The sequence below is a fragment of the Blautia massiliensis (ex Durand et al. 2017) genome (assembly GCF_051861785.1).
GTDB lineage: Bacteria > Bacillota > Clostridia > Lachnospirales > Lachnospiraceae > Blautia_A > Blautia_A luti_A.
In genome coordinates, this window is sequence record NZ_CP146725.1 from 1377322 (window position 1) to 1402550 (window position 25229).

Sequence of the window (25229 nt, forward strand, 5' to 3'; positions counted from 1 at the left end):
AAAATATATGTTTATTCAGTTATGATAAAAATGGGATTTCCCGCCTGACCTGGCGGTGATCGATACCAGAAGATCTCTGGTGAAATTAATTATAGAATTTCAGGAGCATTTTGTCCAGCATTTTCGTTCGACAAATTCTGACACGAATTTTGCTGTCATCTGCTCCTGAAATTCTTTTTATCTTTTTTTTATCGCTTTATCTTCTATGAGCTTATCGGATCTTTACTCCGTCCTTGATCACTGCTTTCAGTTCCAGATCCTGATCCAGCAGTACCACATGAGCCTTTTTACCTGCTTCCAGAGATCCGTACTGTTCTTCCACACCAAGGCTTCTGGCCGGATTTATAGTCGCGCAGGCCACGGCTGTTTCCAGCGGAAGCTCCATCTTTTTAACAACTGTACGCATACAGTCCATCAGATTTGTGGCAGATCCTGCGATCGCACCGTCAGATACCAGCGTGGCAAGTCTTCCCACAACCTTAACATCCAGTCCGCCCAGTGTATACTGGCCGTCCGGCATACCGGTAGCTCTCATACTGTCGCTGATCAGGATCATCCTGTCAGCTCCCATCATCTGAAAGGTAGCTCGAACAACAGACGGATGGATATGGATCCCGTCACAGATGATCTCTGCCATAACATCCTTATTATCAAAAACAGCACCTACGACGCCTGGTGCACGATGCGTAAACGCAGGCATTGCGTTATACAGATGGACTGCATGGTTTGCCCCTGCTCTGCATGCTTCCATTGCTGTATCGTAATCTGCATTGGTATGTGCCAGAGAAACATTGACCCTTTCATGAACTTCCCGGATAAATTCTGCTGCATGCTCACTTTCTTCAGGTGCAATCCCTATAAATTTTACCAGACCTTCCGAGGCCTTTAAAAAACGGTCACAGATTTCCACATTACACGGCAGAATATTTCTCGCGTCCTGTGCCCCTTTTTTCGCCGGGCTGATAAAAGGCCCTTCCATATTGATCCCCAGAAAATCCGCCTTACGGCAGTCCTTTGTTTCTTTTTTATATTCTGCTGCTGTATGGAGGATCTGCTCCAGTTCCTCTATCGGTAAAGTCATAGTAGCCGGTGCGATCGCTGTAACTCCTACCGATGCCTCATATTCCGCGATCCTTCCGATCGCAGCCTTGTCTCCGTCGCAGAAATCATCTCCCTTGCACCCATGAAAATGCAGATCGATCAGTCCCGGAATGGCGTAGCAGCCTTTTCCGTCCAGAACATCCCCGTTAAGCTGCGGCGCATCCTTTTCTTCATAAACCTGTCGGATCTTATCCCCATCCAGGATAATCCCGCCTTTTACAAATGCTTTGTCCGGTGTAAAAACATACACATTATCAATGATCAAAGTAAAACCTCCCAAAATCCCCATTTGTGATCATAAACAAAAAAGCAACCAGAAACATGTTCTGATTGCTTTCAGTTAATAGCCAGTACGGGAATCGAACCCGTGTTTCCGCCGTGAGAGGGCGGCGTCTTAACCCCTTGACCAACTGGCCATACTCTTTTGTTTCTGTCGTTTGATTCGTTTTTTTGTTGTTTCCCTCAACCGACTCCGTTAGTATATAACACTTTCTTTCAAAATGCAAGTACTTTTTTTAATTTTTTTTAAAAATTTTCATGTTTTTCACGTTTATTCGTTTTTTACCCATTTTCCGGTATTTCGTACGCTTGACCACTGCTGGTGTAAGTGCTACTATCAAAGCACCACTACGAAAATAATCGACTGCGGATAATGATCCGCCCGGTATAACAGAAAGAAGGAATTGTTTTTCCATGGCCACGCTGCTACGCTTCCTGGGCTCCCCTTCTTTCACAGATGTCCGTACATATCAGAAAGGTAATACTATGGAAACAACGATCAAAAAAATCGAAGATATGTCACTGAACGCATGGCCTTCCCATAAAATGGAACTTTATGACGGATGGATCTTACGTTTTTCTTATTTCTATACGCACAGGACCAACAGTGTGGAACAGTTCGGAACCTCCACACTTCCATGGCGCGAAAAAATCCCCTACTGCGAACAGGTCTATAAGCGTCTGGGAACTCCTGCGATCTTTAAGATCAGCCCCCTTGTATCCCCGGATTTTGACTATATGCTGGAAAACAGGGGCTATTCCGTTCAGCACATAACAAATGTTATGACTGTAGACCTGGACAATGCCGTTCTGGATGCGTCTGTCACCGATGTGCTTTTTTCCAATGAAATTCCGGATTTCTGGATCCACAGCCTTTTTGACCTGAAAAGAACTACAAATCCGATCCATCGAAGCGTTGTTCCTTCCATGTACCGTGCCATTCTTAAGGAAACTATCTGCGCTTCCATAACAAAAAACGGCGAGATCATTGCCACAGGGCTTGGAATCCTGGATCGCGACTACATCGGTATCTATGCCATTCATGTGCGTGAAGATTATCGCCGCAGAGGATATGCCCGTCAGATCTGTACCGGTCTTCTCAATGAGGGCAAAAAAAGAGGCGCCAGCCACGCTTATCTTCAGGTGGTAAAAAACAATACTTCCGCAGAAAAGCTTTACAGCTCTCTTGGATTTCAGTATTCCTATACCTACTGGTTCCGTGTTCAGCCTGTAGGAACACGTTTTCAGTAAATGCATGGATTTTCCGTAAATCCCTGTAGAAATCAAAAAATCTTTTTGCTATAATACCCTTAATGTGTATAAAATCTTTCCTGCCTTCATATACTGATCCTTATCAATCAATAAGGAGACTGATCCGATGAACGATCCGCAGGAAAAAAGCACCCAAAATCCCTATCATATTTATTACGATAATTATCTGGATACCAATGCCTGTACTGAATGCACGGGTCTGATCACCCATGGAATCGACAGCCGTGAGCAATGGGATTCTTTCCGTCAGATCTTTGACTTTATGCCGGCGTCGAAAACCCATGATCTTACAGATAAACAGGACTGACCGTTATCCCGGGTCGGAGGACACAAATGAAAAAACTGTCTGCTGCATGTATGATTCTCGGCCTTTCCCTTTTTGCAGGAGGCTGCAGCAATGATCAGATCGATGATCATATTATTTCTCTTCAGGATAAAATTTCAGACGTTACTGCTTCAGATTCCACAGAACAGGAAGATCAGGAGCCTTCCACGGAAGAACGTGTTTATATGGATGAGCTTACCGGCACACTGCTGGATTTTGACGGTACACACCTGACGATTTCCAGCAATGGAGAAACCTATGTATTTGATGTTTCCCAGACAAGGCTTGAATGCAAATACGGCGTTGTATCCAGTGATCAGGTCAGTGTGATCTACCAGGGACAGCTTTCCGGAACGGATATCAGCACTATTTCCCCCATCAAAATAACCGACAAATATCATAATGAAACTCCTCTGGAGAACCGCACTTTAAAGGGCAAAGTGAAATCACTCACCTCCAATGCCCTTGTGATAGTTACAGAAAAGGGAAATACCGTAACCTTCCCTGTCACCGGTGTCAGACAATACTACAAAAAAGGCATCAAGGCCGGCAAGTGGGTCTATGTCCATTTTCGCGGTAAATTCATCAACGAAACACTCGTGGGTGACAAGCAGTATGACGGCAGTTTCACAAAAGTGATCAGTGTCTCCGATACGGATCCACTGAAAGTACCTGCAGCAACTCCTACGCCTTCCCCTGAACCGAAGAAAAAAGAGCAGCATCTCCGTGCAAAGATCGTAAATGTCAGCACCGGCACAATGACTGTCATTCCGCAGACCACAGGATCGGAACTGACTGTTTCACTTTCCTCGGTTCCTGTATATTTCAAAGGAGGAATGGCTCCGGGATCTTATGTAAACATTATCTATACCGGTAAATTTAATGGCGAATCCACCAGCGGCATGAAGATCCGTGGAATTACCGGGGAGGATCCGGACATACTTTCCGTACGCAACATTACTTCTACTGTAACCGGCACGATCCTGGGCACAACCGCCAATACCGTGCTGCTCCAGACATACGACGGCGTAAAGATCCTCTGCAGCCGTGAAAACGTTCCGGACCTTTCCTCAAGCGGAATGGAAGAAGGTGCCGATCTCCGGGTTACTTTCAACCCTGCGAAATCACGCACCTCCAATATTTATACCTGTATTAAATTCGAAGACCCGTGACGGAAGATGGTACGGATCCTTTTTTCTCCAGCTTCCATCCAGCTTCGTACTGCCTGCGTATCACCCAGTATATCAAAAAAAGCTCTGCTTTCATCCTGTACACCCTGGCCGTGAAGAACCTGATATGCACCGGCATCGCTTCCTACTGCCACATGAACCTTCTTTTCAAAAGCTTTCTTCAGATTCTGCTCGCCTGTCTTTATAATAGATGCAAGGATCGTATCTTCAAATCTGCCGCAGCCTTTAAGATTCCGCACAGTTACAAGTGTCGGAACCCACACGCTTTCGCTGTCTGCCAGCATGGAAATCGTCTCATCATCCATATAGTTCCCATGCTCAATACTGTCAACACCAGCCTCCACTGCTGCCTGTACGCCATAGCATCCATTTGTATGGCTCATCACGGCAAATCCCTCTTCATGAGCAATATGTACCATTTCTTTCACATCCGTTGCTGAAAGCGGCGTTCCCGTAATTTTCCCGTGATCTGCAAAATCCAGAAGCCCTGTAGTCATGATCTTGATAAAATCCGCCCCTTCAGCGGCAGCTTCCAGAACTCTTCTGTGATATTCCTTCATATCCGAGAAGCTTTTTCCAACGATCTTCCCGTAATGGCCCTCTTTATAAATGGCAAAAACCGGTGTGCGATAGACAATTTCATATTCCGGGGCCAGTCTGGCAGCCCGTTTTGACACACCGTAATGATCACCTCCGTCTCTCACAAAACGGATTCCTCTTTTCCGGTATTCCTCAAAATGAGCACGGATCAGTGCATCCCGGGGCCCGTTTTTCTGTGTCTCAACGGCTTTCCGGTAATCATAACCATTGAGAAATATATGTGCATGACATTCCCCAAACATTTTCATCACTGCTCAAAAAAGTTTCGGATCTCTTTCTCAGATGCCTGCACCGATCCCTGTACAAAGAACGGCTTTCCGCCTCCGCGTCCGTTTAATTTCGCATTCATCTCTTTTGTAAACTGACGGAGATCGCCGTCTTTTTCACCTATTGCATACTTGTAGCTTCCGTCTTCATTTCCGGAAAAAACCGCACAGCAGCCCTGGCAGGTCTGCGTCACCGCGTCTGCAAGCTTCCGCACACTGTCTGCATCCATTCCATCCACAAAGAGCAATACACTTCCGCTTCCCTCATAACGCTCTGCCTCTCTCTGACACATATCATCCACAAGCTGCGCTACCTGTCCTCTCAGACGGAAATTCTCTTCCTGAAGACGTTCCACCGCCTGCGCAGTCTTATCCATTTTTGCAGAAAGCTTTACAGAAATCTGGTGGTTCTGGTCATTGACCATGTTCAGGTAATCCAGCACACGTTTTCCGCAGATCATCTCAATACGGACACCTTCACGGAATTTTTCCACGGAAAGTAGCTTCACCATTCCGATCTCTCCGGTGTGTGTCACATGAGTTCCGCAGCATGCACAGATATCCACCCCTGGAAATTCTACGATCCGCACCTGACCGGTAAGCTCTTTTTTGCTTCGGTAGTCAATCTTTTCCAGTTCCTCCGCTGTAGGATATATGATCTTTATCTGCGTATCTTCCCATATCTTTTGGTTTGTTTTCCGCTCGATCTCAGCAAGCTGCGCCTCATCCAACGGGCCATTCAGATCTATGGTAATGGTATCGCTTCCCATATGAAAGCCTACATTATCATATCCGTAAGCCTCATGGATCAGTCCGCTCACCATATGCTCACCGGAATGCTGCTGCATCAGATCAAATCTTCTGGCCCAGTCGATGCATCCCTGTACTTCTGTTCCAGCTTCCATCGGCTGATCTGTATAATGAAGAAGTTCTCCCTCCTTTTCATGCACTTCCTTTACTTTCACATCGTTGAGATATCCGGTATCGCTTGGCTGTCCGCCGCCCTCCGGGTAAAAAGCGCTCTCATCCAGAATGATATGAAAGCCTTTTTTTGCTTCTCTGCACTCCAGGACTTTGGCTGTAAATTCTTTTTTATATACATCTTCATAATATAAACGTTTCGTCTCTGTCATTTGTCTCATCCTTTCTGCATCTCTGCTTTGATGACTTATAGTATAGACCAAATTTTCTCTCACCGCTATATTAAAACGGCATTTATCCAATGATTTACATATTTTTCTATAAAAGCTGAAGTCTTTCCTTCAGGTTCTGCGTTATAATAAATGAAACGGGAAGAGAAGGGAGCTGATTGCATTACACGGGAAGAATATCTGGAATATCTGATACATACATACCAAAATTTAATATTTTCCATTTGTCTGAAATCGGTGGGCAATCCCTTTGACGCCGAGGATCTGACACAGGATGTTTTTCTTTCCGCCTACAAAAATCTCTCCCGTTTTGATGGCACCTACGAAAAAGCCTGGCTCAGCAAGATCGCAGTCAGAAAATGTCTGGATCATCTGAAAGCAGCCGGCAGACGTACCATTCCCACAGAGGACGCCTATTTTGAACAGCTCCATGATAAAGAGTTTTCCCCGGAGGAGGCATTCCTGGACAAAGATTTCAAGGATCGGATCCGGCATTTATGTTCAGCGCTGAAAAGCCCCTACAGGAAGGTTGCCCTTGAGCATTTCTGCGAAGAAAAAACCGCCGCAGAAATTGCAAAAGCGCAGAATAAAAATATCAAAACAGTCCAGACGCAGATCTACCGGTCCAGATCTATGCTGAAAGCACTGCTGGAAAGGAGTGATTAGATGCACATACCACAGGATGAATTACAGAAATTCCAGGACGGAACCATGAATACGGATGAAATGATCCATTTTCTGGAGCATATGGAGCAATGTGACTTCTGTCTGGATGAACTTCTTCAGAATGAAGATGCCGCTTCTGAGTATGCTCCATCCTATCTGCAGGATGAAATTCTGAAAAAAGCAGCTTCTCCGGAAGTTCAGGCTTCCAGAAAAATACTTGAAACTTCTTTTTGGATGAAGCTTCTCTGTTCAGGCTTACGGACTGGCGTAGGCATGGGCGTTGCGCTGATCATGCTTTTTTCTGTATCGCAGACAGATTTTACGACTCTTCATCCTTCACCGGAAACAAAAGTTAAGATTTCTTCATCCCTTGACATTGGTTCCGGCCTGAACCAGCTTTCCATGCAGGTAGGTTCCCAGCTCAGTGAACATTCTCAGAAGATCAGTAATAATCTGAACGATCTTACGAATAAAATTATAAACGGAGGCAAGTAAATTTATGAAAAAACAAAAACATGGTTTCTGGGTATTTATCTTTTCCCTGATCCCCGGTGCCGGGGAAATGTACATGGGATTTAAAAAACAGGGGCTCAGCATTATACTGCTGTTCTGGGGGGCTATCGCACTGGCATCCATAACCGGACTTGGATGGCTGGCCATGTTTCTCCCGGTGATATGGTTCTATAGTTTTTTTAATGTCCATAATCTGAAATCACTGTCAGAAGAAGAATTCTACTCTGTAGAGGATAATTACATCCTTCACATGGATCAGTTTTCCGGTGATATGGGAAAATTCTTACAAAAGCATCAGAGTGCAGCTGCATGGGTTCTGATCCTGTTTGGTATCTGCATCCTGTGGAGTCGTTTCACAAGTCTTCTGTACTTCATTGTACCAAATAATATGGCCGACTATGTATACAATATCTGCAACAGCCTTCCGCAGATCGTCATTGCTGCAGGTATCATTGCTGCAGGTATTTATCTTCTTACTCAGCAGAAAAAGAAACTGAAACAGGAAACCGAAACAAAAGATGAGCATTACTGGGAACCCTATCGTCCATATCAGCAGCTGACAGAAAAGCCTGTTCATACTTCTGATAACTCAGACAAAGATACAGATTCTGAAGCTTCTTCCATTACTGATCCGGAAAATACCGGTTCTGATCCTGCTTCATCCAAAAAATAACAGCGAAAAAAAGATCCACTGTCAGTTTCCTGACAATGGATCTTTTTATATGATTTAAATTTACTGCTTATGTGTTACCTTAAGACGTGTCATTGCTCTCGCAAGAGCCAGCTGACTCCTGTGGTATTCCATAATACTCTGTTTCTGACGAAGCTGCTCCTCTGCACGATCCTTCGCTTCCTGCGCACGACGGATATCGATTTCCTCGGGGCTTTCTACACTGAGACAGAACAGCTTGGCACGGTTATTGATCATCTCAACAAATCCGCTGCTCACAGCAAAAACATGTGTATTTCCATCTGCATCCTCAAAACGCATCTCACCTGGAATAATGGTTGCTACCACATTCGCATGATGAGCAAGAAAGCCCTGCTCGCCATCCACAGCCGGAATAATAAGCTTCTGGGCACGTCCCGCATAAGCCAGTTTATTGCTGGCGTAGATCTCCAGGCCAAAAGTCTCACTCATAGCCGCTCCTTACTGCCGGTTTTCTTCGGCTTTTGCTTTTGCAATTACATCATCAATGGTTCCAACATTAAAAAATGCGTTCTCCGGATACTCATCCATCTCGCCGTCAATGATTGCCTTAAAGCCACGGATCGTCTCTTTCAACGGTACGTATTTACCTTTGATACCGGTGAAGTTCTCAGCTACATGGAACGGCTGGGAAAGGAACTTCTGGATCTTTCTTGCACGAAATACTGTCTGCTTGTCTTCCTCTGAGAGCTCCTCCATACCAAGAATAGCAATGATATCCTGAAGTTCTTTATATTTCTGAAGAATCTCCTGTACTCTACGTGCAACCTCGTAATGTTCCTCACCGACAATATCTGCCTCCAGGATACGGGAAGTAGACTCAAGCGGATCTACAGCCGGATAAATACCCTGCTCAACGATCTTACGGGAAAGAACGGTTGTTGCATCCAGATGGGCAAATGTTGTTGCCGGAGCCGGGTCAGTTAAGTCATCGGCCGGTACATATACTGCCTGTACAGATGTAACAGAACCTTCCTTGGTAGATGCGATCCTCTCCTGAAGCTCACCCATCTCAGTTGCCAGTGTAGGCTGGTATCCTACTGCGGACGGCATACGTCCAAGCAGAGCGGAAACCTCAGATCCTGCCTGTACAAAACGGAAGATATTATCAATGAAAAGAAGTACATCTCTGTGCTCCTGATCACGGAAATACTCTGCCATGGTAAGTCCTGTCTCAGCAACACGCATACGTGATCCAGGCGGCTCGTTCATCTGTCCGAACACTAAGGCTGTCTTCTCAAGAACACCTGATTCCTTCATCTCTGTCCAAAGGTCATTACCCTCACGGGAACGCTCACCGACACCGGTGAAAATAGAATATCCACCATGCTCGGTAGCGATATTCTGAATCAGCTCCTGGATAAGGACTGTCTTACCAACACCGGCACCACCGAACAGACCGATCTTACCACCTTTTGCATATGGAGCAAGAAGATCGATAACCTTGATACCTGTTTCCAGGATCTCAACTGCCGGTTTCTGCTCCTCAAATGAAGGCGGATCACGATGGATGACCCAATGCTCTTCACCGTCCAGGGAATCACCGCCATCTACGGTATCTCCAAGAACGTTGAACAGACGACCAAGTGTTTTATCTCCAACCGGAACCTTGATACCGCTTCCGGTAGCTGTTACTTCTCTGTCTCGCTGCAGGCCCTCGCTGGCTCCCAGCATGATGCAGCGTACGATATTATTTCCAAGGTGCTGGGACACCTCCATAACGCATCTCTTACCGTTGTTCTCGACTTCAAGGGCATCCTTGATATCCGGAAGCTGTCCGTCTTCAAAAACAACGTCTACAACAGGTCCCATAACCTGTACGATCTTACCTTTATTCATAGTCATCACTTCCTTTTTTGTGCTTTAGCACCGCTGATAACCTCAGTGATCTCCTGGGTGATCGCAGCCTGACGTGCACGATTATACTGAATGGAAAGATCCTTCAGCATCGCCTTTGCACTATCTGTAGAGGACTGCATTGCTGTCATTCTCGCACTGTTCTCACTGGCATATGCCTCTACAAGACATCCATAGATCACACCTGTAAGGTAGTTGGGGATCATAGTATCCAGAAGCACATCTGCAGACGGAGATAACACGATCTCCTCCTGATAAATATCTGCCGGGATCTGACCCACCTTAAAATCAGCCTTTTTCAGCGGTAAAAGCTGCATATTCACATTTTCCATTGCCATCGCATTCAGCATCTGTGTATAGACAATGTGAATTTCATCCAGCTCTCTTTCAAGAAATGCCCGTACGATCTCTTCCGTGATAAGGCGTGCTCTGTGCATAGTCGGCTTCTGCACGGTATAATGAAAACTGCCGTCCATATCCACATCTCTCTTGCCGAAATACTGACGCCCTACCATACCAAGGACATACAGCTTGTGATGTCCCGGTACCTCTTCCATGAAATCTTCTGTCATTTTCTGTACATTATGATTGTATGCACCAGCCATACCTTTATCACCTGTAATGACAATGGTACCTACCTTTCTTTCATCCTTCGGAACAAGATGACGCTCACTGAAGAAAGGATGCTGGATGTCCGGCATATGACGGAGGATCCTGGCAATGGCAGCCTGCATATTATAGAAATATGGTTCCGTGTCCTGCAGGATCTTCTTGGCCTTCTGCATCTTGGAAGAAGAAATCATGTACATCGCATTGGTGATCTTCATGGTGTCCTGAATGCTTTTCATACGAGTCTGTATTTCTTTTGCATTTGCCATATCAACACCTACCTGCTCTTATCTCTGAATTCTTCTGCCGCCTTTACGATTTTCTCTACAAGCTCATCAGAGAGCTGCTTTGTAGTCTCGATCTCTTTGCCGATCTCAGGATATACATTATCAAAGTACTCCAGAAGATCCTTCTGATATTTCTTAATCTCTTTCTTTTCTACATCTACCATCAGCTTGTGAGTCGCAACGCAGAGAGTAATTACCTGCTGATGAAGACTTAACGGGCTGCAGAGCGGCTGTTTCAGAAGCTCCATCAGACAGCTTCCGTATTTCAGCTGTGCAGTTGTAGCCTCATCCAGATCTGAACTGAACTGGGTGAACACTTCCATCTCTCTGTACTGTGCCAGGTCGATACGTACACTACCGGAAGCTTTCTTCATAGCCTTGGTCTGTGCAGCACCACCAACACGGGATACGGAAAGACCAACATTGACTGCCGGACGCATACCGGAGAAGAACAGATCACTTTCCAGGAAGATCTGACCATCTGTGATGGAAATTACGTTTGTAGGAATGTATGCAGATACATCGCCGGCCTGTGTCTCGATGATCGGAAGTGCCGTAATGGATCCGCCGCCTGCCTCTTCGCTCAGACGGCTGGAACGCTCCAGAAGTCTGGAATGAAGATAGAATACGTCACCAGGATATGCCTCACGTCCCGGAGAACGCTCAAGCAGAAGTGACAATGCACGATATGCCACTGCATGCTTGGAAAGATCATCATATACGATCAGTACGTCTTTACCCTGATACATGAAATACTCTGCAAGAGCAGTACCAGCATAAGGAGCAATATACTGAAGCGGTGCACAGTCGCTGGCTGTTGCGGAGAATACGGTTGTATACTCCATTGCACCGTATTTTTCAAGATTGGAAACTACCTTTGCAACGGTAGAAGCTTTCTGTCCGATAGCAACATAAATACAGATCACATCCTTACCTTTCTGGTTGATGATCGTATCGGTTGCGATGGATGTTTTACCTGTCTGTCTGTCGCCGATGATCAGCTCTCGCTGTCCACGGCCGATCGGGAACATGGAATCAATGGAAAGGATTCCTGTTTCCAGAGGTACAGTTACAGACTTACGGTCGATGATTCCAGGAGCCGGGTTCTCGATCGGGCGGTATTCCTCTGCCTGGATCTCTCCCTTTCCATCAATAGGCTCACCAAGTGCGTTCACGATTCTTCCGATAAATTTATCCCCTACCGGAATACCTGCCTGCTTGCCAGTTCTGGCAACCTTGGTGCCTTCCTTGATTCCTGTATCCTTTCCGAAAAGAATACATCCCATGCTGTTGGCACGGACATCCTGTACCATACCTTTCAGACCATTCTCGAAGGTCACGACCTCACCGTACATGGCATGATCGATGCCATAAACAGTTGCGATACCATCTCCCACGGAGATGACAGTGCCTACTTCCTGGTCCTTGCTGATTTCGTCATAGTTCTTTATTTCTTCCTTGAGAATCGAAATGATTTCATCTGGATTTATTGCACCCAATTCAATTTCACCTCCGGGTTAATTTCTGTTTCAGTTTCTTATAACGTCCGATGAGGCTCCAGTCGTACTCACGATCTCCTGCCCTGAGAACAAATCCACCTACAAGGCTTTTATCCTCTGTAAGGGTAAGTTCCACTTCTCTGGCAGAAAACTGGCTACGGAGAAACTCCTTCATCTTATTTTCCTGCTCTTCGGCAGGACGTGTTACATAAAGAAGCTCTGCCTTGAGAATTCCTTTCTGTTCCCGGCTGTAAGCATCATAAGCTTCAAGGATCTCTCCGATTCTGTCAATCTTCTGATACTTACACGTTACTTTAAGAAAACTCTTCATTTCCTGCGGAAAAACCCGCTCTATTACCTGTTCTTTTTCTTTGAGGGAAACAAGTGGATTTTCAAGCATCTTACCTATCTCAGGTGTATTCTTAAAAATCCTTCCTGTTTCGCAGATTGCCTCCCCCGGGACAGAAAGACCGTATAATGCTTTTGCATAATTAATGGACGTCTCTGTCATGAGGATCACCTGCTCCTTCTAAAAACTGGTCATATAGGGACATATCCTGTGCTTCGTCGTTCTTTTTTCCCATGATTCTGGATGCTGCATCCATTGCCAGCTCAGCCACTTTGCCTTCCATCGCTTTCATAGCAGCTTCCTGCTCAGTGCTGATATCTCTTCTTGCTTTCTCAAGAATCTGACCAGCCTGATCATTAGCTCTCTTCACGATGCTGTCTGCCTGTACTTTTGCCTCGTCCTTAGCCTGCTCTACAATACTGAAGGATTCCTCCTTCGCAGATTTCAGTGCATCCTCATACTGTCCTTTCAGCTGGTTTGCTTCAGTGGTTGTCTTCTCTGCTGAAGCAAACTGCTCATCGATCATGGATTTTCTCTTCTCCATAACACCAATGATCGGGCCGAAAAGGAACTTCTTCATTAAAAGATAAAGAACGATCAGGTTTATAATAGTAAAGACAAGGTTGATATCAATTTTAATCACCTGGTCCACCTGCCTCTCTTAATCCTGAATTAGTATCTCGTCTTTACCTATTAGCCAAGCATGATGATGATCAGAAGACCGATTACGAAACCGTAAATAGCTGTTGCCTCTGCAAGAGCACATCCAAGAAGAAGTGCTTTACTGATCTTGCTCTCTGCCTCCGGCTGTCTTGCGATAGCTTCTGTTGCCTTAGATGTTGCAATACCGATACCAACACCTGCTCCAATACCTGAAAGAACTGCAATACCTGCACCAATTGCGACTAACATAATTTTTTCCTCCTGTAAAATACAATTTTTTTCATTTTTTTAGATCAAGCGGATCTTCCGCTTCACTACTCAATTGCTTCCTTGATGAACAAGGATGTTAAAAATACAAATACATACGCCTGTATAAATCCGTCGAAGAAATCAAAATACAGACTGAATGGTATGGGAAGAATGGCCGGACAAACAAACTCCAGCAGCTTCATAACTACGAAGCTTCCCAGAACATTACCAAACAACCGCATGCAGAGAGATGTAGGTCTGATCGCAACTTCCAGAATGTTGATCGGAAGCATGATCGGAACCGGCTCCGCAAAGCTTTTCAGGAAACCCTTCAGTCCCTTTTTGTGAAAGCCTGCATACTCGATCAGAATAATGCTCATCAGCGCCAGCGCAATGGTAACGTTCATGTCCTTCGTTGGTGGTGTAAAACCAAATACGCCTGCGATATTGGCTATTCCGATGTAAATTACGGTTGACATCAAATAAGGCACATACTGTTTGCCTTCTTCTCCAAGGATACCTATGAAGAAATCCTGAAGAAAACTTACCCCGGTTTCCAGAAGCAGCTGCTTCTTACCCGGATTTTCCACACTGAGATTCCGAACTAAGATCAGGGACAGAACCACAAGGACCGCCATAATGATCCATGTGACTACTACACTCTCTTCGACCGGTATTCCACCGAAAACCGGAACAGTAAAGGCTGTCTTGCTGCTTAACTCTTCTGCCAGTGAACTTGATAAATCTCCCGTTTTTCTCCCTCCTTTTCTCTTGGCCGTGATCACAGCTTTTTATAATTGGTATGACCACGCCTTGTAGTTGACTTTATTTTACTCCGCATTTCCAGAATGTCAATATTATTTTTGCCTGTTTTGTACAAAAAAGAATCTTTTTTTTATACAAAATATATAATTCATTTCAATTAACCTTGATCCGACTTCCTGCGTACAGATACCTCTCCATAAGAAAGCAGGGTTTCTGAACCATCCTGTTCTCTCACAAGAAGCCTTCCATCTGGTGCTATGGATTCTGCATAAGCTTCCCTTGTACACTGTCCGTCTGTGATCACGATCATGTTTTCAGGAATGATATTATTTTCTGTATATTCTCTGGAAAGTCCCGGAGTCTCCACTTCCATGAGAAGCTGATTGACGATCTCCGCCACAAGAATACTGCAGTTTATATGCTCTGCGTCATTCCTGTTTTCAAATAATGCTCCAGCCGTTTCCTGTATATCTTCAGGAAACCCATCTTCCGGCATATACAGATTCAAACCAATTCCTACAACTGCAAACTCAATGTTCCCGCTTTCAAAGTCTGTAACAGCCTCTGTCAGTATCCCACACACTTTCTTATTATGAAAATACAGATCATTGACCCATTTGATTCCAAGGTCGATCCCGCAGATTTTCTTCACTGCACGGCACACTGCAGTTGCCGCCGCTGTAGTGATCAGGAGTCCCTCCTTCAGAGTTCGGTCAGGTCTTAGAACGATACTCATATAAAGTCCTGCATTTTCAGGAGAATAAAAACTTCGGCCTCTTCGGCCTCTTCCGCTTTTCTGTCTGCGCGCCAGTATCAGTGCACCATGACCTGCTTCTCCTGAAAATGCAGCCTCCTTGGCTGCCCGGTTTGTAGAATCCAGTTCTCTGTATATTTTTACAGGGACATCCGGATGATCGAGGTAAAGCCGTATTCCTTCTTCCGATAAACGGCTGCCTCCTCGAAGCACATAGCCTTTGTTTGGTCCAGCTTCTATGGTATATCCCTCTTCACGAAGGGATTTCACAGCTTTCCAGATGGCTGCCCGTGTGCAGTTCAGTTCTGCTGCTGCCGCCTCTCCGGATATCAGTTCATTCTCGTGCTGCTCCAGAAGCTTCAGCATTTTTGCTTTTACAGTCATATCTTCACCGCCCGTAATCTGCCTGAAATGGCAAAATTTATTCCCTTCTAAGAGTCGAAAGCATTATAGCACTTAAACATCGCGATGTCTATTATCTTTTTTACATATGCTATCTATATTATTTTTATATTTCAGATGCAGCTATTATATATTTTTTCTCATTTTTGTCTGTTTTCATTTATTTTTTTATATATTATTTCTGTTGAAAACCTGCAGACTCAGGAGTGAATTTTCCTGAATCTTTATTATATACAGATTTTCTTTATCATATATTTATCATTTGTAATTAGAAAGACTTTTCTCAAGAAATTCCCGGTACTTATTGCGAACCTCATCCGGTGACGCGATCACCGCATCCGGGCCAAGACTGGCTATCCAGCCAAAGAACTGGTCACTGATATTTACACGAACCAGTGTTTTGAAATGTTCAGGATCCTTCCTGTGTATCATAATATCTCTGCCAAACCGATCCAGCAACACCCCGACCAAGCGGTTATGTGCTTCCAGACATATGGTTACTTCTCTGCCGCCAAACATCCCGAAGGTCCTGGATGTCAGCTCCCCTATATCATAATTCTCAAAAAATTCTCTGCCGCGTCGCACCTCCTTCTCTATACGGATCTGCTGGAGCTTATCTACCTGATACTGCTTAACCCTTCCACACTTCTCGTCGTAAGTGATCAGATAATACTCCTCATTCTGCCATACAAGTCCCCAGGGACTGACCGAATATCGTTCTCCCTCATTCTCCGGACGCAGCTTCTTCTCCACAGTCCATTCACAATATTGAAAAGAAATCTGCCTGTCCTCAGTTAATGCACGCTGGATCATATCAATACTGTAATACACATTCTCGTTTATAGTCCGGATACGGTTCTCTGCAAATCCCTGTCGCCGCAGCTGTCTGGACTCATAAACACTGGCAAGGCTCTCCAGCTTCCTGATCAGCTGTCGGGATTTCCCATTGGTGATACATCTGGAGGACTGTACTGCATCCACCAGAAGTCTCAGCTCCGGAAGCTCAAATTCCCGACTGGCAAGATAAAAACCGGCCGGGTGCTCCCGCCGGTTCAGGATATCCATTCCAAAATTCCGCAGGGTTTCAATATCATCATAGACAGTCTTACGCTCTGCACTGATCCCCAGACTATTCAGATAAGCGATCAGCTCCTTCACGGACATCGGATGCTCTTCGTCCGTCTGCTCCAGAAAAATGCGCATCAGATATAAAATTTTAATCTTCTGGTTAAAGACCCTTGGCATCCTCCTACCTCCGTTCCATTACTTGTCTGTCAGTGATGCTACCACTGCAAAATATAATACCATGAATGACAATACAACAGCAACGATATCTGCTCCACGGAAATCAAAATTAAACAGCATTGCCCCGCCAAGCATGATCTCCATTGTAAGAAGTGCGCCCAGTACCATTGCCATTCCTGAGGAAAGCTTCTGTCTGCCGCAACGTCCGTTCTCAGCTTCCACATATCTTCTCTCTGCCAATACTGCCTTCCTGCTGCTCTCTGTATTCCACATAAGATCCATCCTCCCTGTCCTATGTTCGTCTCAGGATTTATCGAACATATTTTCCAAACATATTTTCTGTATGTTTGCATTATATCTCATTTTTAGTCCAATAAAACGGTATAAATATGGTTTTTCCGAACATTTGTTTATTTTATGCAAAAATATGTTCGTCTTTAAGATCCACAAAAAAGAATGCTGTCTGCCAGTCACTCCGACAGTTCTTTCTGAACTTTGGATATAGTGAGCTAGATAATAGTCAAGCATGGATGTGTATCCAAGCTTGGATATTATTTTATTCGAAAAGATTTGGTTCAGTACCTTTGCCACTCTCCAGTAACCTTTTCTGCTACATGCAAGTTCTTTTGCTTTCCAATGTTTAAGTCCTAGAGCGTGTTTGAAAAACAAAAGTTGCACAAAACATATATTCTAATACCCTTTTTCATGTTAGAGTAAAGAAAAAAGGGTGTTAATTATGTTGAGACGATACGAATTAACCGATAAAGAATGGAACCGTATAGCTTCATTACTGCCGCCTGAAAATTCTGGAAAACAGGGACGCCCACAAAAATGCAGCCGGACAATTCTGAATGGAATTGTTTGGATTGCTCGTAGCGGAGCTCCATGGCGAGACCTTCCAGAACGTTATGGTTCCTGGCAAACTATTTATTCCCGTTTCCGTAAATGGATTGAAGACGGCACCCTTGATAATATTTTTCGTGTTTTGAGCTTAGAAGCCGAATTAACAGAACTGTCAATGGACGCTTCTATCGTCAAAGCTCATCAGCATAGTGCTGGAGCAAAAAAAGGGGGTCTCCAAACGAAATCGGACACAGCCGCGGTGGAGCCAGCACAAAAATCCATGCAGTTGTAGATGCATACGGTTATCCGGTTTATTTTATGATCCGTGAAGGGCAGCGTAACGATATCAATTACGCAATCCCTTTGCTGGATCATGTCAATCCCAATGGAAGTAATGTATTGGCAGACCATGGATACGACTGTAACAAGCTAATTGATTATATATATGCCCATGGAGGAGAACCAACGATTCCTTCTAGAAAAGGTGCTAAATTTGAACGCCATTGCGATTGGTGGCGCAACACGCTTCGCGGGATATTACCAACGAACAACAAAAAAAGCCTGCCGTAAACGACAGACTTGTAAAATGTAACACTTTGAAAGGGCATTTGAAATCCTATGATATCTGCTTTTACATCATTCCCGAAAACACAGACGCTCCTACAACCGTAAGCAATCCGGCTACGGCAATGGCAAGGCTGCTCATAGCTCCTTCTACCGGTCCAAGCTCCATGGCTTTGGCTGTTCCGATAGCATGGGCAGATGTTCCAAGTCCAAGACCTTTTGCGATCGGCTCCTCGATCTTTGCGATCCTGTAGACAACCTCTGCGAGCATATTTCCCAGAACTCCTGTGATGATGATCACGGCAACGGTGATGGTCACGATACCGCCAAGCTCCTCGGAAACACCCATTCCGATGGCGGTTGTGATAGACTTCGGAAGCATGGTGACATATTCCTGATGATCAAAGCCAAACAATTTCGCCATAAGCAGAATGCTGCAAAGCCCGGCCAGCGTTCCGGAAAAGATCCCGGCAGCCACTGCCTTGAGATTTTTTTTCAGCAAATGGATCTGCTCATAAAGGGGCACTGCCAGACAGACCGTTGCCGGGGTCAGCAGATAGCTGATATATTTTCCACCTTCATTGTAATCATCATAATCAATATGGAAGATCAAAAGAACACCGATAACACAGATGATCGAGATCAAAAGCGGATTAAAGATCGCCATTTTAAACTTCTTTTTCAGGATCAGACCGATCTCATAGGCGATCAGACTTATCATTGCTCCGAAAAATGCGGAGTTTTTTATGAATTCCATCATTTTTCAGTTCCTCTCTTTCCCATACGGATCACTCCCTGTGTTACTTTTCCTGTTACGACCATTACGATCACCGTGCTGATAAACGTCATGATGAGAACCGGTACACAGATCGGTTTCAGAGTACTCCAGGCTGTGATCAGTCCCGCACCAGCCGGCACAAACATCACCGGCATGATCTCAACCAGAAAATCTGCCGCACCTTTGACCTGATCCAGCTTCAGAATACCTGTGAGCAAAGCCACCAGCATAATGATCAATCCATAGACACTGGCCGGTACCGGAAGTGGAAGACAGGTTTTCAGTAATTCTCCAATGACGGAAATCAACAGGATGATGCTGAACTGCTGCACATGCTTCATGTTGCATCCCTCCTGATTCATGTAAAGCGCATATTCACATTTTGCTTTACTGCATACTCATGAACGCAGCTGCGTTCAAATTCTGCGCTCAAACGAATTTTTCAAAAGTGGTAAGACCACTTTTGTTTTAAACGTTTTTTAATTATACGCTACAAATCCAAAATTACAAGGATTGTATCCAATAAAATACAAAAAATCCTTTTATGCATCAGCGTATTCCAGTAATCTACAGAAACGGATCTGCATAAAAGGATCCATAAACAGAGTTATGATCATTTCCTGGAATTTTCCGCCAAAATGATTTTTTCCACCTGATATTTGCCATCCTCCACAGTCATCACCGCCATGGTAACCGCTCCGCCAAAACGGCTTCTTCCACAGCTTCCCGGATTCAGCCACAACCGACCGTCAATCATATTCTCAAAATATTTATGAGTATGTCCGAAAATGATCACCTGTGTGTCCCCCAGCTCCCACGCAACGTCTTTTTTGTTATGGACCATAAAAAATTTCACGCCGCCAATGGTAAAGCTTAGACTGGTGCGAAGATTTTCCGCCCAGTCTTTATCATTATTTCCACGGACCACATAGAGATTCCCCATGGAACGCAGTACATCCAGGATCTCGTCTTTATTGACATCTCCGGCATGAAGAATGTATTTGCAGTCTTTTAAGATTTCCAGTACTTCAGGCCGCAGAAGACCGTGAGTGTCTGATATGATGCCGATTTTTTCTTTCATGATCTCTATCCTGCTCCAATCCTTTATCATTATTGCCTTTTACCTTTTGCAGCTCACGCTATGACCGGCAATACTCTTCACAATACATAAATTTTTAACAGTTGCTTCTTTTCACACCATTTCAGAAATTTTCTTAATTGGATCAAGCCGATATTCGCAATCACGCAGAGGACTTACCTGAGTCGCTTAAAACAATTCTATTTTTCCATATTCTCCGTCAGATCCCGGTTTCCGCACCACTTCTCCTGCACGGAGCCGCCGGATGCCTTCCGCCAGAACTTCTCCGCCGGCTTTTCGGATATCTTCCGGCGGAACCTCTCTCAATATGGTAAATTCCGCACCCAGTTTCTCAAGCAGAGCCTCGTACTGTCCCTGAACTTTTTTGCTTGCCGTGGAAAATCCCACACATGCGGAGATCACCTCCGGCAGCGGCATCAGGCTTTCATATGGGCGGCCGCTTTCCGGCATGGCCGCTGAACTCTCGTCACGGTCAGATAACTGCATGATCCGGTGATCCACACCCATGGTCAGCTTCTTTCCGCAGACCGGGCAGATACCGTTATACATCTCTGCTTCTTTCGGACTCAGGCATACACCGCATTTCCGGTGCCCGTCAAAATGATACTTTCCTTCTTCCGGAAAAAATTCAATCGTCCCTTCAAGACCTTTTCCGTTCTGCACTGCATCCCACAATCCCTGATAGGAAAGCTCTATATCCAGAAGGTCCGCTTCCCTTCCCAGCTTCGACGGTGAATGTGCATCCGAATGGGACACCAGCTGATAGCCATCCAGCGCCGAGATCTGCCAGTTCATCGCCGGATCTGAAGAAAGTCCTGTCTCCAGGGCATGGATGTAAGGTGTCAGTTCTTCAAAGCATTCTTCTATGGTGTCAAATCCGGACTTCGCTCCAAACAGGGAAAAATGTGGGGTCCAGATATGCGCGGGGATATAGATACCCTCCTCACTGACCTCCAGCATTATTTCCAGAAGATCATGGCAGGGCAGCCCCAAAATAGGACGTCCGTCTGAATGGATATTTCCGATCTTTTCCAGCCTTGCGGCAAAAGCATCTGCCTCATTGAATCCCGGAAGCAGGATCAGGCTGTGCACCTTCCTGGTTTTTCCTCCTTTTTTATAGATGGAACTGATCTCACCGGACAGTACAAACCTGGGTGCTTTTCCAGGATAGCGTGCCGCCTCCGGCAAAACATATTCCTCTTTCAGCCGGAACAGTCCCTGTTCTGCAGGGATCAGCTTATCCTTCAACTCCTGCCGCCAGATGGGATGTGTCATATCTCCTGTTCCAAGGAGTGTGATTCCTTTTTTCCGCGCCCAGAGATCCAGCATCTCCGGCGTGCCATCTTTGCTGGTTGCCATGGAATATCTGGAATGTATGTGCAGGTCTGCGATCTGTTTCAAAACTTTTCCTCCTGTATCATTTTTCCTCTGTCCACATGTACATCCTGTCTTTTTAACAAAAACGCAGACAAAGAAATTACCGTCTTCTTTGTCTGCCTGAATGACCGGATCGTATATAACTCACCAGAAATCCATCTGTAACATGATCAGATATCTTTATAATACGATGGTGATATCACATCATACTCCCTGCAGGAGCATCCGTTCTCATAGCTGTCACAGCAGTCACAGTTGGAACAATACATATGCGCGTCATTAATATAAAATAAACCGCCGTACTGCATGGAAGTGCGCTGATTCTTGGATTTCTTCTTGCTGTTGTCGTAGTAGGCTCCGTTGGGGATCATCATATTCTCCGGGGAGAAGCTGCTGAAATCAAAGAAATGGGATTCCGTACCATGATGTGGTACCTTGATACACCAGTAATGCTCATGAAGGGGAATCCTCCCATCATAGTTTTCTGCGATCATCCTCATGTACTGTGGCTGTACATCTCCGGTAAACAGAAGATTCAGCTCTCCGTCGCCGGTATTCTGAAATGCCAGACTGATCTTGTGGCGGAACTGACGCAGAAAATGCCCCTGTTTTTCCGCACTTTCCAGAAGTGCCTGAAATTCTCCGGTTGCCTGTAATTCACGGAATTTCTTTTCCAGCTTTTCCGGTTTAAGGCGACGTGTTCTCTCTTTTTCGGCTTCTTCCGGAGCCTCTGCTGTATCCTCAGCTGCTGCGCCTGTATCTTCCATTATAAGCTCCAGCTTCTCCTGCGTATATCCTTCGTTTTCCCTACCAGGCTCTGTCTGTCCTGTCAAAGAGCGCTCGGATTCCTCTGTATCCTCTTCCACCAAAGATGCCTCAGACAGTGGAGCAGATTTCTGCTCTGTTTCCGGCATCTCCTCTGTCATGGACAGGAACAGCTGACGTACCTCCTCCGCAATGTTCACAAGCTCGGTCATTGCGTTTTCATGATTCTCGATCAGGGAATTAAATACGTCCTCCGTTTCCCGGCTGACTTCCCTGAGATCCGGCCAGAGCGCTGTATATTTTCCCTCAAACTCTGAGCCTCTGGATAAAAGGTCGATCTTTACCCTTCTGGCGCAAAGAGCTTCTGCAAGGGCAAAAAGGCTGACACGTCTTCCGGGAAGGCTGGCCTTTTTTGTCACATCCGCAAGGAGCAGCAGCGCCAGTGTGTATTTCATTTCCGGACCGGAAAATACATCCGGAAGATAGATCTTTTCAAATTCGTAGGCATCTCTTCGGTAACGCATCATATAAAGCAATCCGGAAACATGGTCCGGATGAAAATGTGTCAGAAGCAGATTTTTTTTGCGGATAGTGGTAAGGTCTGAGATGATCACATCAAAGACCTCTCTCCGTGGCCGCCCTTCGATCTTGCTGTTGGCTGCCCCGAAATCCACAAGCAGGCTGCTTTTTCTGTCACGGATACAGAAACAGTCTCCGAACCCCACATTGTACATTCGTATTCTCATTTATTTTTCCTCTGGTTTCTTATTCAGCTGACCTTTATTTCTGCAGCTGACTCTTCTTTTTTCTTCTGTTACTGTCTTCATTTCTCAGAACCAGATCTGCATATCATACCAGGTTGCTCCGCCATGACAGGAATCTGCCACACCCAGCTTCTTCAGTCCGTGGCTCTCATAGAATGGGATCATATGCTCCTTGCAGGTAAGGATCAGAGCTTTTTTTCCGCGCTCTTTCGCAAGCTCCTTGAAATATTCCACAAGCTCTCCGGCAATTCCCTGATGACGGTATTCCGGGATCACATTCAGTCCGAATACCGTCTGGATCTCCCCGTCCTTTCTGTGAAGCGTGATATCATGATAAAATTCATCCGGGAGTACTGGTTTATCTGTGGTTCCTCCGTTGATAAAGCCTACGATCTGCTCATCCTTTACTGCTACAACGAAATTCTCCGGGAATGCTCCCATACGCTTCACAACTTCCTCATGACTTGCTGCCTCCGCAGGTGGAAAACAGATTGCCTCGATCTCTGCCAGACGGTCCGCCTCACCGGGATCTGCCAGTCTGATCTGTAAATTTTCTGCCATTTTTCGTGGTCTCCTCTATATTTATTCCGTTTTCATCCGGTTTCGATTCTTTTTTAATTATATCGGGTGAGGGAAAATGCGTCAACGTGTAACCTGCAAAAAAGCCCTCAGTATTCGCACTACTGAGGGCTTCGTTCTTTTGTTTTTATCTGTCATTATCACAGCACCGACCGGATCAGCTGCTCCGTATACTCTGTCTTCGGATGCTCAATGATCTCTTCCGGTGTCCCTTCCTCTTCCACATGTCCGTCATGCATCACGATCACCCGGTCGCAGAACAGCTGGACAAGGGCCAGATCATGGCAGATAAAAAGAAAGGACAGCTGGTTTTCTTTTTTTAACTTCTGAAGCAGCTCCATAATCTGTTTCTGCACAGTCACATCCAGGGCGCTGGTTGCTTCATCACAGATCAGCACTCTGGGTTCCACAGCCAGGGCTCTGGCAATAGCCGCTCTCTGGCACTCCCCTCCGCTGACCTGATGGGGATACCGATCTGCATATTCCGGAGTCAGTCCGCAGGTAAGCAGAAGCTTTTCCACACGGTTCCTGGTTTCCTTCTTACTTATCCCCATATTCCGGAGACTTTCCCCGATTCCGTCCCCAAGAGTGCATCTGGGGTCAAAGGATTCTGCCGGTGTCTGAAAAATCATCTGCATTTCCCGGTAGATTTCCCGGAGATTTTTTCCCCTTGCATGTGTGATATCCTTTTCCATGAGAAAAATTTCTCCGGCGGTGGGTTCTGTCAGATGTGTGATCATCTTCGCCACAGTGCTTTTTCCTGAGCCGGATTCCCCTACGATTCCTAATACCTCCCCCGTTTTCAGAGAAAAGCTTATGTCTTCTACAGCCGTGAAGGATTTTTTACCGGTGGTGAAGCTTTTTTTCAAATGATGTACTTCCAGAATGTTTTTATTTTCTGTCATCATCTGCCTCCATTTCCGGTACCTGTACGTTTCAGACGAGGTACCGAACTCATAAGCTCTTTTGTATAGGGATCCTCCGGATCTGTCAGAACCTGAGCTGTTTTTCCGTATTCCCTCACCTTTCCGTTTTTCAGTACCAGAACCTTATCTGCCATTTTTTCCACCACACCGATGTTGTGTGTGACAACGATCATGGCTGTTCCGTATTCCTTACGCATCAGCAGCATTTCCTCAACTACCTGTTTCTGTATGGTTACATCCAGGGCACTGGTAGGCTCATCTGCCAGAAGAAGCGACGGATTCTGCAGCATGGAAATACAGATTCCCACACGCTGATTCATACCGCCGGACAATTCAAAGGGGTAGCTTTGCAAAACACGTTCCCCATCCTTGAGGCCAATCTTAGCCATCATCCGGACGGCGCGCTCCGCACACTCCTTACGGCTGATCCTCTCATGCTCCCGCATACTCTCATAAATCTGATCGCCCACGGTGCGGATGGGACAAAGGGCTGCTCCTGAATCCTGAAAGACCATGGCGATCTCAGGACCCAGAAGTCTGCGTAATTCTTTTTCCGGCATATCCACCACATTTTTTCCTTTGTACCAGATATCCCCTTCTGTCACCATGCCTTCATTTCCCAGAAGTCCCATGATTGCCTTGATGATGGTACTTTTTCCGCTTCCGGATTCGCCTACCACCCCCAGGATCTCCCCTTTATTCAGTTCCAGATCCACATCATGTACAACCGGTTCTTCGTTGTAACAGATCGTCACATGCTCAAGCTTCAACAATGATTCCATC

The 25229-nt window shown here is 45.5% G+C and carries 30 protein-coding genes, 1 tRNA gene and 1 pseudogene; 8 read left to right on the forward strand and 24 right to left on the reverse strand.

Features of this window, described 5'->3' with window-relative positions; genetic code table 11:
* Positions 1–211: 211 nt before the first annotated feature.
* From nagA to V9W66_RS06640, 3 genes are all read right to left on the reverse strand, one after another.
* Positions 212–1366 carry an N-acetylglucosamine-6-phosphate deacetylase gene (gene nagA / locus V9W66_RS06630; protein ID WP_144093393.1) on the reverse strand — a complete coding sequence of 385 codons (1155 nt, stop codon included), beginning with the start codon at positions 1364–1366 and terminating at the stop codon, positions 212–214.
* A gap of 79 nt (positions 1367–1445) precedes the next feature.
* Positions 1446–1517 (reverse strand) — tRNA-Glu (locus V9W66_RS06635).
* A gap of 99 nt (positions 1518–1616) precedes the next feature.
* Positions 1617–1802 (reverse strand): hypothetical protein, encoded by a 186-nt coding sequence (locus tag V9W66_RS06640; protein WP_144093395.1) that lies wholly within the window; start codon positions 1800–1802, stop codon positions 1617–1619.
* 64 nt (positions 1803–1866) lie between these two features.
* On the opposite strand from V9W66_RS06640, the gene V9W66_RS06645 reads away from it, so the two are divergent.
* From V9W66_RS06645 to V9W66_RS06655, 3 genes are all read left to right on the forward strand, one after another.
* Positions 1867–2631: a GNAT family N-acetyltransferase gene (locus tag V9W66_RS06645; RefSeq protein WP_144093397.1), complete on the forward strand. Its 765-nt coding sequence runs from the start codon at positions 1867–1869 to the stop codon at positions 2629–2631.
* 127 nt (positions 2632–2758) lie between these two features.
* Entirely contained in the window at positions 2759–2959 is a 201-nt protein-coding gene (locus tag V9W66_RS06650; protein WP_144093399.1) for a hypothetical protein, read from the forward strand.
* Between the two features lie 26 nt (positions 2960–2985).
* The gene (locus tag V9W66_RS06655) at positions 2986–4149 is read left to right on the forward strand and encodes a hypothetical protein (RefSeq protein ID WP_144093401.1); all 1164 of its coding nucleotides are present in this window, start codon (positions 2986–2988) and stop codon (positions 4147–4149) included.
* Here the strand turns inward: V9W66_RS06655 and V9W66_RS06660 are convergent.
* Both V9W66_RS06660 and V9W66_RS06665 read right to left on the reverse strand, forming a co-directional pair.
* Positions 4119–5009 carry an amidohydrolase family protein gene (locus V9W66_RS06660; protein ID WP_144093403.1) on the reverse strand — a complete coding sequence of 297 codons (891 nt, stop codon included), beginning with the start codon at positions 5007–5009 and terminating at the stop codon, positions 4119–4121. The two genes, V9W66_RS06655 and V9W66_RS06660, sit on opposite strands and share 31 nt — an antisense overlap.
* 5 nt (positions 5010–5014) lie before the next feature.
* Positions 5015–6229 (reverse strand): alanyl-tRNA editing protein, encoded by a 1215-nt coding sequence (locus tag V9W66_RS06665; protein WP_330575520.1) that lies wholly within the window; start codon positions 6227–6229, stop codon positions 5015–5017.
* Positions 6230–6316: 87 nt separating this feature from the next.
* Here V9W66_RS06665 and V9W66_RS06670 point away from each other — a divergent pair, with 87 nt between their 5' ends.
* From V9W66_RS06670 to V9W66_RS06680, 3 genes are read left to right on the forward strand one after another with little or no spacing between them, the layout of a single operon-like run.
* On the forward strand, positions 6317–6850 hold the full coding sequence (locus V9W66_RS06670) for an RNA polymerase sigma factor (RefSeq protein WP_144093407.1): 534 nt from the start codon (positions 6317–6319) through the stop codon (positions 6848–6850).
* Positions 6851–7345, forward strand: coding sequence for a hypothetical protein (locus V9W66_RS06675; RefSeq protein WP_144093409.1), 495 nt, complete (start codon positions 6851–6853; stop codon positions 7343–7345).
* Positions 7346–7349: 4 nt separating this feature from the next.
* Entirely contained in the window at positions 7350–8036 is a 687-nt protein-coding gene (locus tag V9W66_RS06680; protein ID WP_144093411.1) for a hypothetical protein, read from the forward strand.
* 60 nt (positions 8037–8096) lie between these two features.
* On the opposite strand, the gene atpC is transcribed toward V9W66_RS06680, so the two are convergent.
* The 11 genes from atpC to V9W66_RS06735 form a co-directional block, all read right to left on the reverse strand.
* Entirely contained in the window at positions 8097–8504 is a 408-nt protein-coding gene (gene atpC / locus V9W66_RS06685) for an ATP synthase F1 subunit epsilon (protein ID WP_118368480.1), read from the reverse strand.
* A 9-nt stretch (positions 8505–8513) separates the two neighbouring features.
* Positions 8514–9911 carry a F0F1 ATP synthase subunit beta gene (gene atpD / locus V9W66_RS06690; RefSeq protein WP_144093413.1) on the reverse strand — a complete coding sequence of 466 codons (1398 nt, stop codon included), beginning with the start codon at positions 9909–9911 and terminating at the stop codon, positions 8514–8516.
* Positions 9912–9916: 5 nt separating this feature from the next.
* Complete coding sequence (atpG, locus tag V9W66_RS06695; RefSeq protein WP_015525580.1) at positions 9917–10807, reverse strand: ATP synthase F1 subunit gamma; 891 nt, start codon at positions 10805–10807, stop codon at positions 9917–9919.
* An 8-nt stretch (positions 10808–10815) separates the two neighbouring features.
* Entirely contained in the window at positions 10816–12324 is a 1509-nt protein-coding gene (gene atpA / locus V9W66_RS06700) for a F0F1 ATP synthase subunit alpha (protein ID WP_021652816.1), read from the reverse strand.
* Positions 12325–12331: 7 nt separating this feature from the next.
* Entirely contained in the window at positions 12332–12835 is a 504-nt protein-coding gene (atpH, locus tag V9W66_RS06705; RefSeq protein WP_015525579.1) for an ATP synthase F1 subunit delta, read from the reverse strand.
* Positions 12816–13316, reverse strand: a complete 501-nt coding sequence (gene atpF, locus V9W66_RS06710) for a F0F1 ATP synthase subunit B (protein ID WP_021977339.1) — start codon at positions 13314–13316, stop codon at positions 12816–12818. Before atpF ends, atpH begins: the two co-directional genes overlap by 20 nt.
* 50 nt (positions 13317–13366) lie before the next feature.
* Complete coding sequence (gene atpE / locus V9W66_RS06715; protein WP_144093415.1) at positions 13367–13585, reverse strand: ATP synthase F0 subunit C; 219 nt, start codon at positions 13583–13585, stop codon at positions 13367–13369.
* Positions 13586–13650: 65 nt separating this feature from the next.
* Positions 13651–14316: a F0F1 ATP synthase subunit A gene (locus V9W66_RS06720; RefSeq protein WP_144093472.1), complete on the reverse strand. Its 666-nt coding sequence runs from the start codon at positions 14314–14316 to the stop codon at positions 13651–13653.
* 191 nt (positions 14317–14507) lie between these two features.
* Positions 14508–15488, reverse strand: coding sequence for a biotin--[acetyl-CoA-carboxylase] ligase (locus V9W66_RS06725; RefSeq protein WP_144093417.1), 981 nt, complete (start codon positions 15486–15488; stop codon positions 14508–14510).
* A 276-nt stretch (positions 15489–15764) separates the two neighbouring features.
* Positions 15765–16751 (reverse strand): helix-turn-helix transcriptional regulator, encoded by a 987-nt coding sequence (locus V9W66_RS06730; RefSeq protein WP_144093419.1) that lies wholly within the window; start codon positions 16749–16751, stop codon positions 15765–15767.
* Positions 16752–16769: 18 nt separating this feature from the next.
* Positions 16770–17024, reverse strand: a complete 255-nt coding sequence (locus V9W66_RS06735) for a hypothetical protein (RefSeq protein WP_144093421.1) — start codon at positions 17022–17024, stop codon at positions 16770–16772.
* Between the two features lie 463 nt (positions 17025–17487).
* Here V9W66_RS06735 and V9W66_RS06740 point away from each other — a divergent pair, with 463 nt between their 5' ends.
* Positions 17488–17886: an IS5 family transposase gene (locus V9W66_RS06740; protein ID WP_243125561.1), complete on the forward strand. Its 399-nt coding sequence runs from the start codon at positions 17488–17490 to the stop codon at positions 17884–17886.
* A 26-nt stretch (positions 17887–17912) separates the two neighbouring features.
* A complete protein-coding gene (locus V9W66_RS06745; RefSeq protein WP_243121620.1) occupies positions 17913–18164 on the forward strand; it encodes a transposase in 252 nt (83 codons plus the stop codon).
* A 61-nt stretch (positions 18165–18225) separates the two neighbouring features.
* On the opposite strand, the gene V9W66_RS06750 is transcribed toward V9W66_RS06745, so the two are convergent.
* The 8 genes and pseudogenes from V9W66_RS06750 to V9W66_RS06785 all read right to left on the reverse strand — a co-directional run bounded on the left by V9W66_RS06750 (position 18226) and on the right by V9W66_RS06785 (position 25228).
* Positions 18226–18918 carry an LrgB family protein gene (locus V9W66_RS06750; protein WP_144093425.1) on the reverse strand — a complete coding sequence of 231 codons (693 nt, stop codon included), beginning with the start codon at positions 18916–18918 and terminating at the stop codon, positions 18226–18228.
* Positions 18915–19277, reverse strand: a complete 363-nt coding sequence (locus V9W66_RS06755) for a CidA/LrgA family protein (RefSeq protein WP_144093427.1) — start codon at positions 19275–19277, stop codon at positions 18915–18917. The genes V9W66_RS06750 and V9W66_RS06755 overlap by 4 nt, the downstream gene beginning before the upstream one ends.
* 272 nt (positions 19278–19549) lie before the next feature.
* The gene (locus V9W66_RS06760) at positions 19550–20017 is read right to left on the reverse strand and encodes a metallophosphoesterase family protein (protein ID WP_144093429.1); all 468 of its coding nucleotides are present in this window, start codon (positions 20015–20017) and stop codon (positions 19550–19552) included.
* A 189-nt stretch (positions 20018–20206) separates the two neighbouring features.
* A pseudogene (locus V9W66_RS06765) lies at positions 20207–21394 on the reverse strand (endonuclease Q family protein); the annotation flags it as partial.
* Positions 21395–21582: 188 nt separating this feature from the next.
* Positions 21583–22923 carry an MBL fold metallo-hydrolase gene (locus V9W66_RS06770; RefSeq protein WP_243121621.1) on the reverse strand — a complete coding sequence of 447 codons (1341 nt, stop codon included), beginning with the start codon at positions 22921–22923 and terminating at the stop codon, positions 21583–21585.
* Positions 22924–23007: 84 nt separating this feature from the next.
* On the reverse strand, positions 23008–23502 hold the full coding sequence (locus V9W66_RS06775; RefSeq protein WP_015525566.1) for a GNAT family N-acetyltransferase: 495 nt from the start codon (positions 23500–23502) through the stop codon (positions 23008–23010).
* A 158-nt stretch (positions 23503–23660) separates the two neighbouring features.
* Positions 23661–24428 (reverse strand): ABC transporter ATP-binding protein, encoded by a 768-nt coding sequence (locus V9W66_RS06780; protein ID WP_439362947.1) that lies wholly within the window; start codon positions 24426–24428, stop codon positions 23661–23663.
* Positions 24425–25228, reverse strand: a complete 804-nt coding sequence (locus V9W66_RS06785; RefSeq protein ID WP_144093431.1) for an ABC transporter ATP-binding protein — start codon at positions 25226–25228, stop codon at positions 24425–24427. Before V9W66_RS06785 ends, V9W66_RS06780 begins: the two co-directional genes overlap by 4 nt.
* Between the last annotated feature and the right edge of the window lies 1 nt (position 25229).

Bases quoted from the DNA above. Each gene is read 5' to 3' on its own strand.
- V9W66_RS06645 (WP_144093397.1), top strand. From the start codon at position 1,867: ATGGAAACAACGATCAAAAAAATCGAAGATATGTCACTGAACGCATGG.
- V9W66_RS06650 (WP_144093399.1), top strand. From the start codon at position 2,759: ATGAACGATCCGCAGGAAAAAAGCACCCAAAATCCCTATCATATTTAT.
- V9W66_RS06655 (WP_144093401.1), top strand. From the start codon at position 2,986: ATGAAAAAACTGTCTGCTGCATGTATGATTCTCGGCCTTTCCCTTTTT.
- V9W66_RS06660 (WP_144093403.1), bottom strand. From the start codon at position 5,009: ATGTTTGGGGAATGTCATGCACATATATTTCTCAATGGTTATGATTAC.
- V9W66_RS06670 (WP_144093407.1), top strand. From the start codon at position 6,317: ATGAAACGGGAAGAGAAGGGAGCTGATTGCATTACACGGGAAGAATAT.
- V9W66_RS06675 (WP_144093409.1), top strand. From the start codon at position 6,851: ATGCACATACCACAGGATGAATTACAGAAATTCCAGGACGGAACCATG.
- V9W66_RS06680 (WP_144093411.1), top strand. From the start codon at position 7,350: ATGAAAAAACAAAAACATGGTTTCTGGGTATTTATCTTTTCCCTGATC.
- atpC (WP_118368480.1), bottom strand. From the start codon at position 8,504: ATGAGTGAGACTTTTGGCCTGGAGATCTACGCCAGCAATAAACTGGCT.
- atpD (WP_144093413.1), bottom strand. From the start codon at position 9,911: ATGAATAAAGGTAAGATCGTACAGGTTATGGGACCTGTTGTAGACGTT.
- atpG (WP_015525580.1), bottom strand. From the start codon at position 10,807: ATGGCAAATGCAAAAGAAATACAGACTCGTATGAAAAGCATTCAGGAC.
- atpH (WP_015525579.1), bottom strand. From the start codon at position 12,835: ATGACAGAGACGTCCATTAATTATGCAAAAGCATTATACGGTCTTTCT.
- atpE (WP_144093415.1), bottom strand. From the start codon at position 13,585: ATGTTAGTCGCAATTGGTGCAGGTATTGCAGTTCTTTCAGGTATTGGA.
- V9W66_RS06725 (WP_144093417.1), bottom strand. From the start codon at position 15,488: ATGACTGTAAAAGCAAAAATGCTGAAGCTTCTGGAGCAGCACGAGAAT.
- V9W66_RS06730 (WP_144093419.1), bottom strand. From the start codon at position 16,751: ATGCCAAGGGTCTTTAACCAGAAGATTAAAATTTTATATCTGATGCGC.
- V9W66_RS06735 (WP_144093421.1), bottom strand. From the start codon at position 17,024: ATGTGGAATACAGAGAGCAGCAGGAAGGCAGTATTGGCAGAGAGAAGA.
- V9W66_RS06740 (WP_243125561.1), top strand. From the start codon at position 17,488: ATGTTGAGACGATACGAATTAACCGATAAAGAATGGAACCGTATAGCT.
- V9W66_RS06745 (WP_243121620.1), top strand. From the start codon at position 17,913: ATGATCCGTGAAGGGCAGCGTAACGATATCAATTACGCAATCCCTTTG.
- V9W66_RS06750 (WP_144093425.1), bottom strand. From the start codon at position 18,918: ATGATGGAATTCATAAAAAACTCCGCATTTTTCGGAGCAATGATAAGT.
- V9W66_RS06755 (WP_144093427.1), bottom strand. From the start codon at position 19,277: ATGAAGCATGTGCAGCAGTTCAGCATCATCCTGTTGATTTCCGTCATT.
- V9W66_RS06760 (WP_144093429.1), bottom strand. From the start codon at position 20,017: ATGAAAGAAAAAATCGGCATCATATCAGACACTCACGGTCTTCTGCGG.
- V9W66_RS06770 (WP_243121621.1), bottom strand. From the start codon at position 22,923: ATGAGAATACGAATGTACAATGTGGGGTTCGGAGACTGTTTCTGTATC.
- V9W66_RS06775 (WP_015525566.1), bottom strand. From the start codon at position 23,502: ATGGCAGAAAATTTACAGATCAGACTGGCAGATCCCGGTGAGGCGGAC.
- V9W66_RS06780 (WP_439362947.1), bottom strand. From the start codon at position 24,428: ATGATGACAGAAAATAAAAACATTCTGGAAGTACATCATTTGAAAAAA.
- V9W66_RS06785 (WP_144093431.1), bottom strand. From the start codon at position 25,228: ATGGAATCATTGTTGAAGCTTGAGCATGTGACGATCTGTTACAACGAA.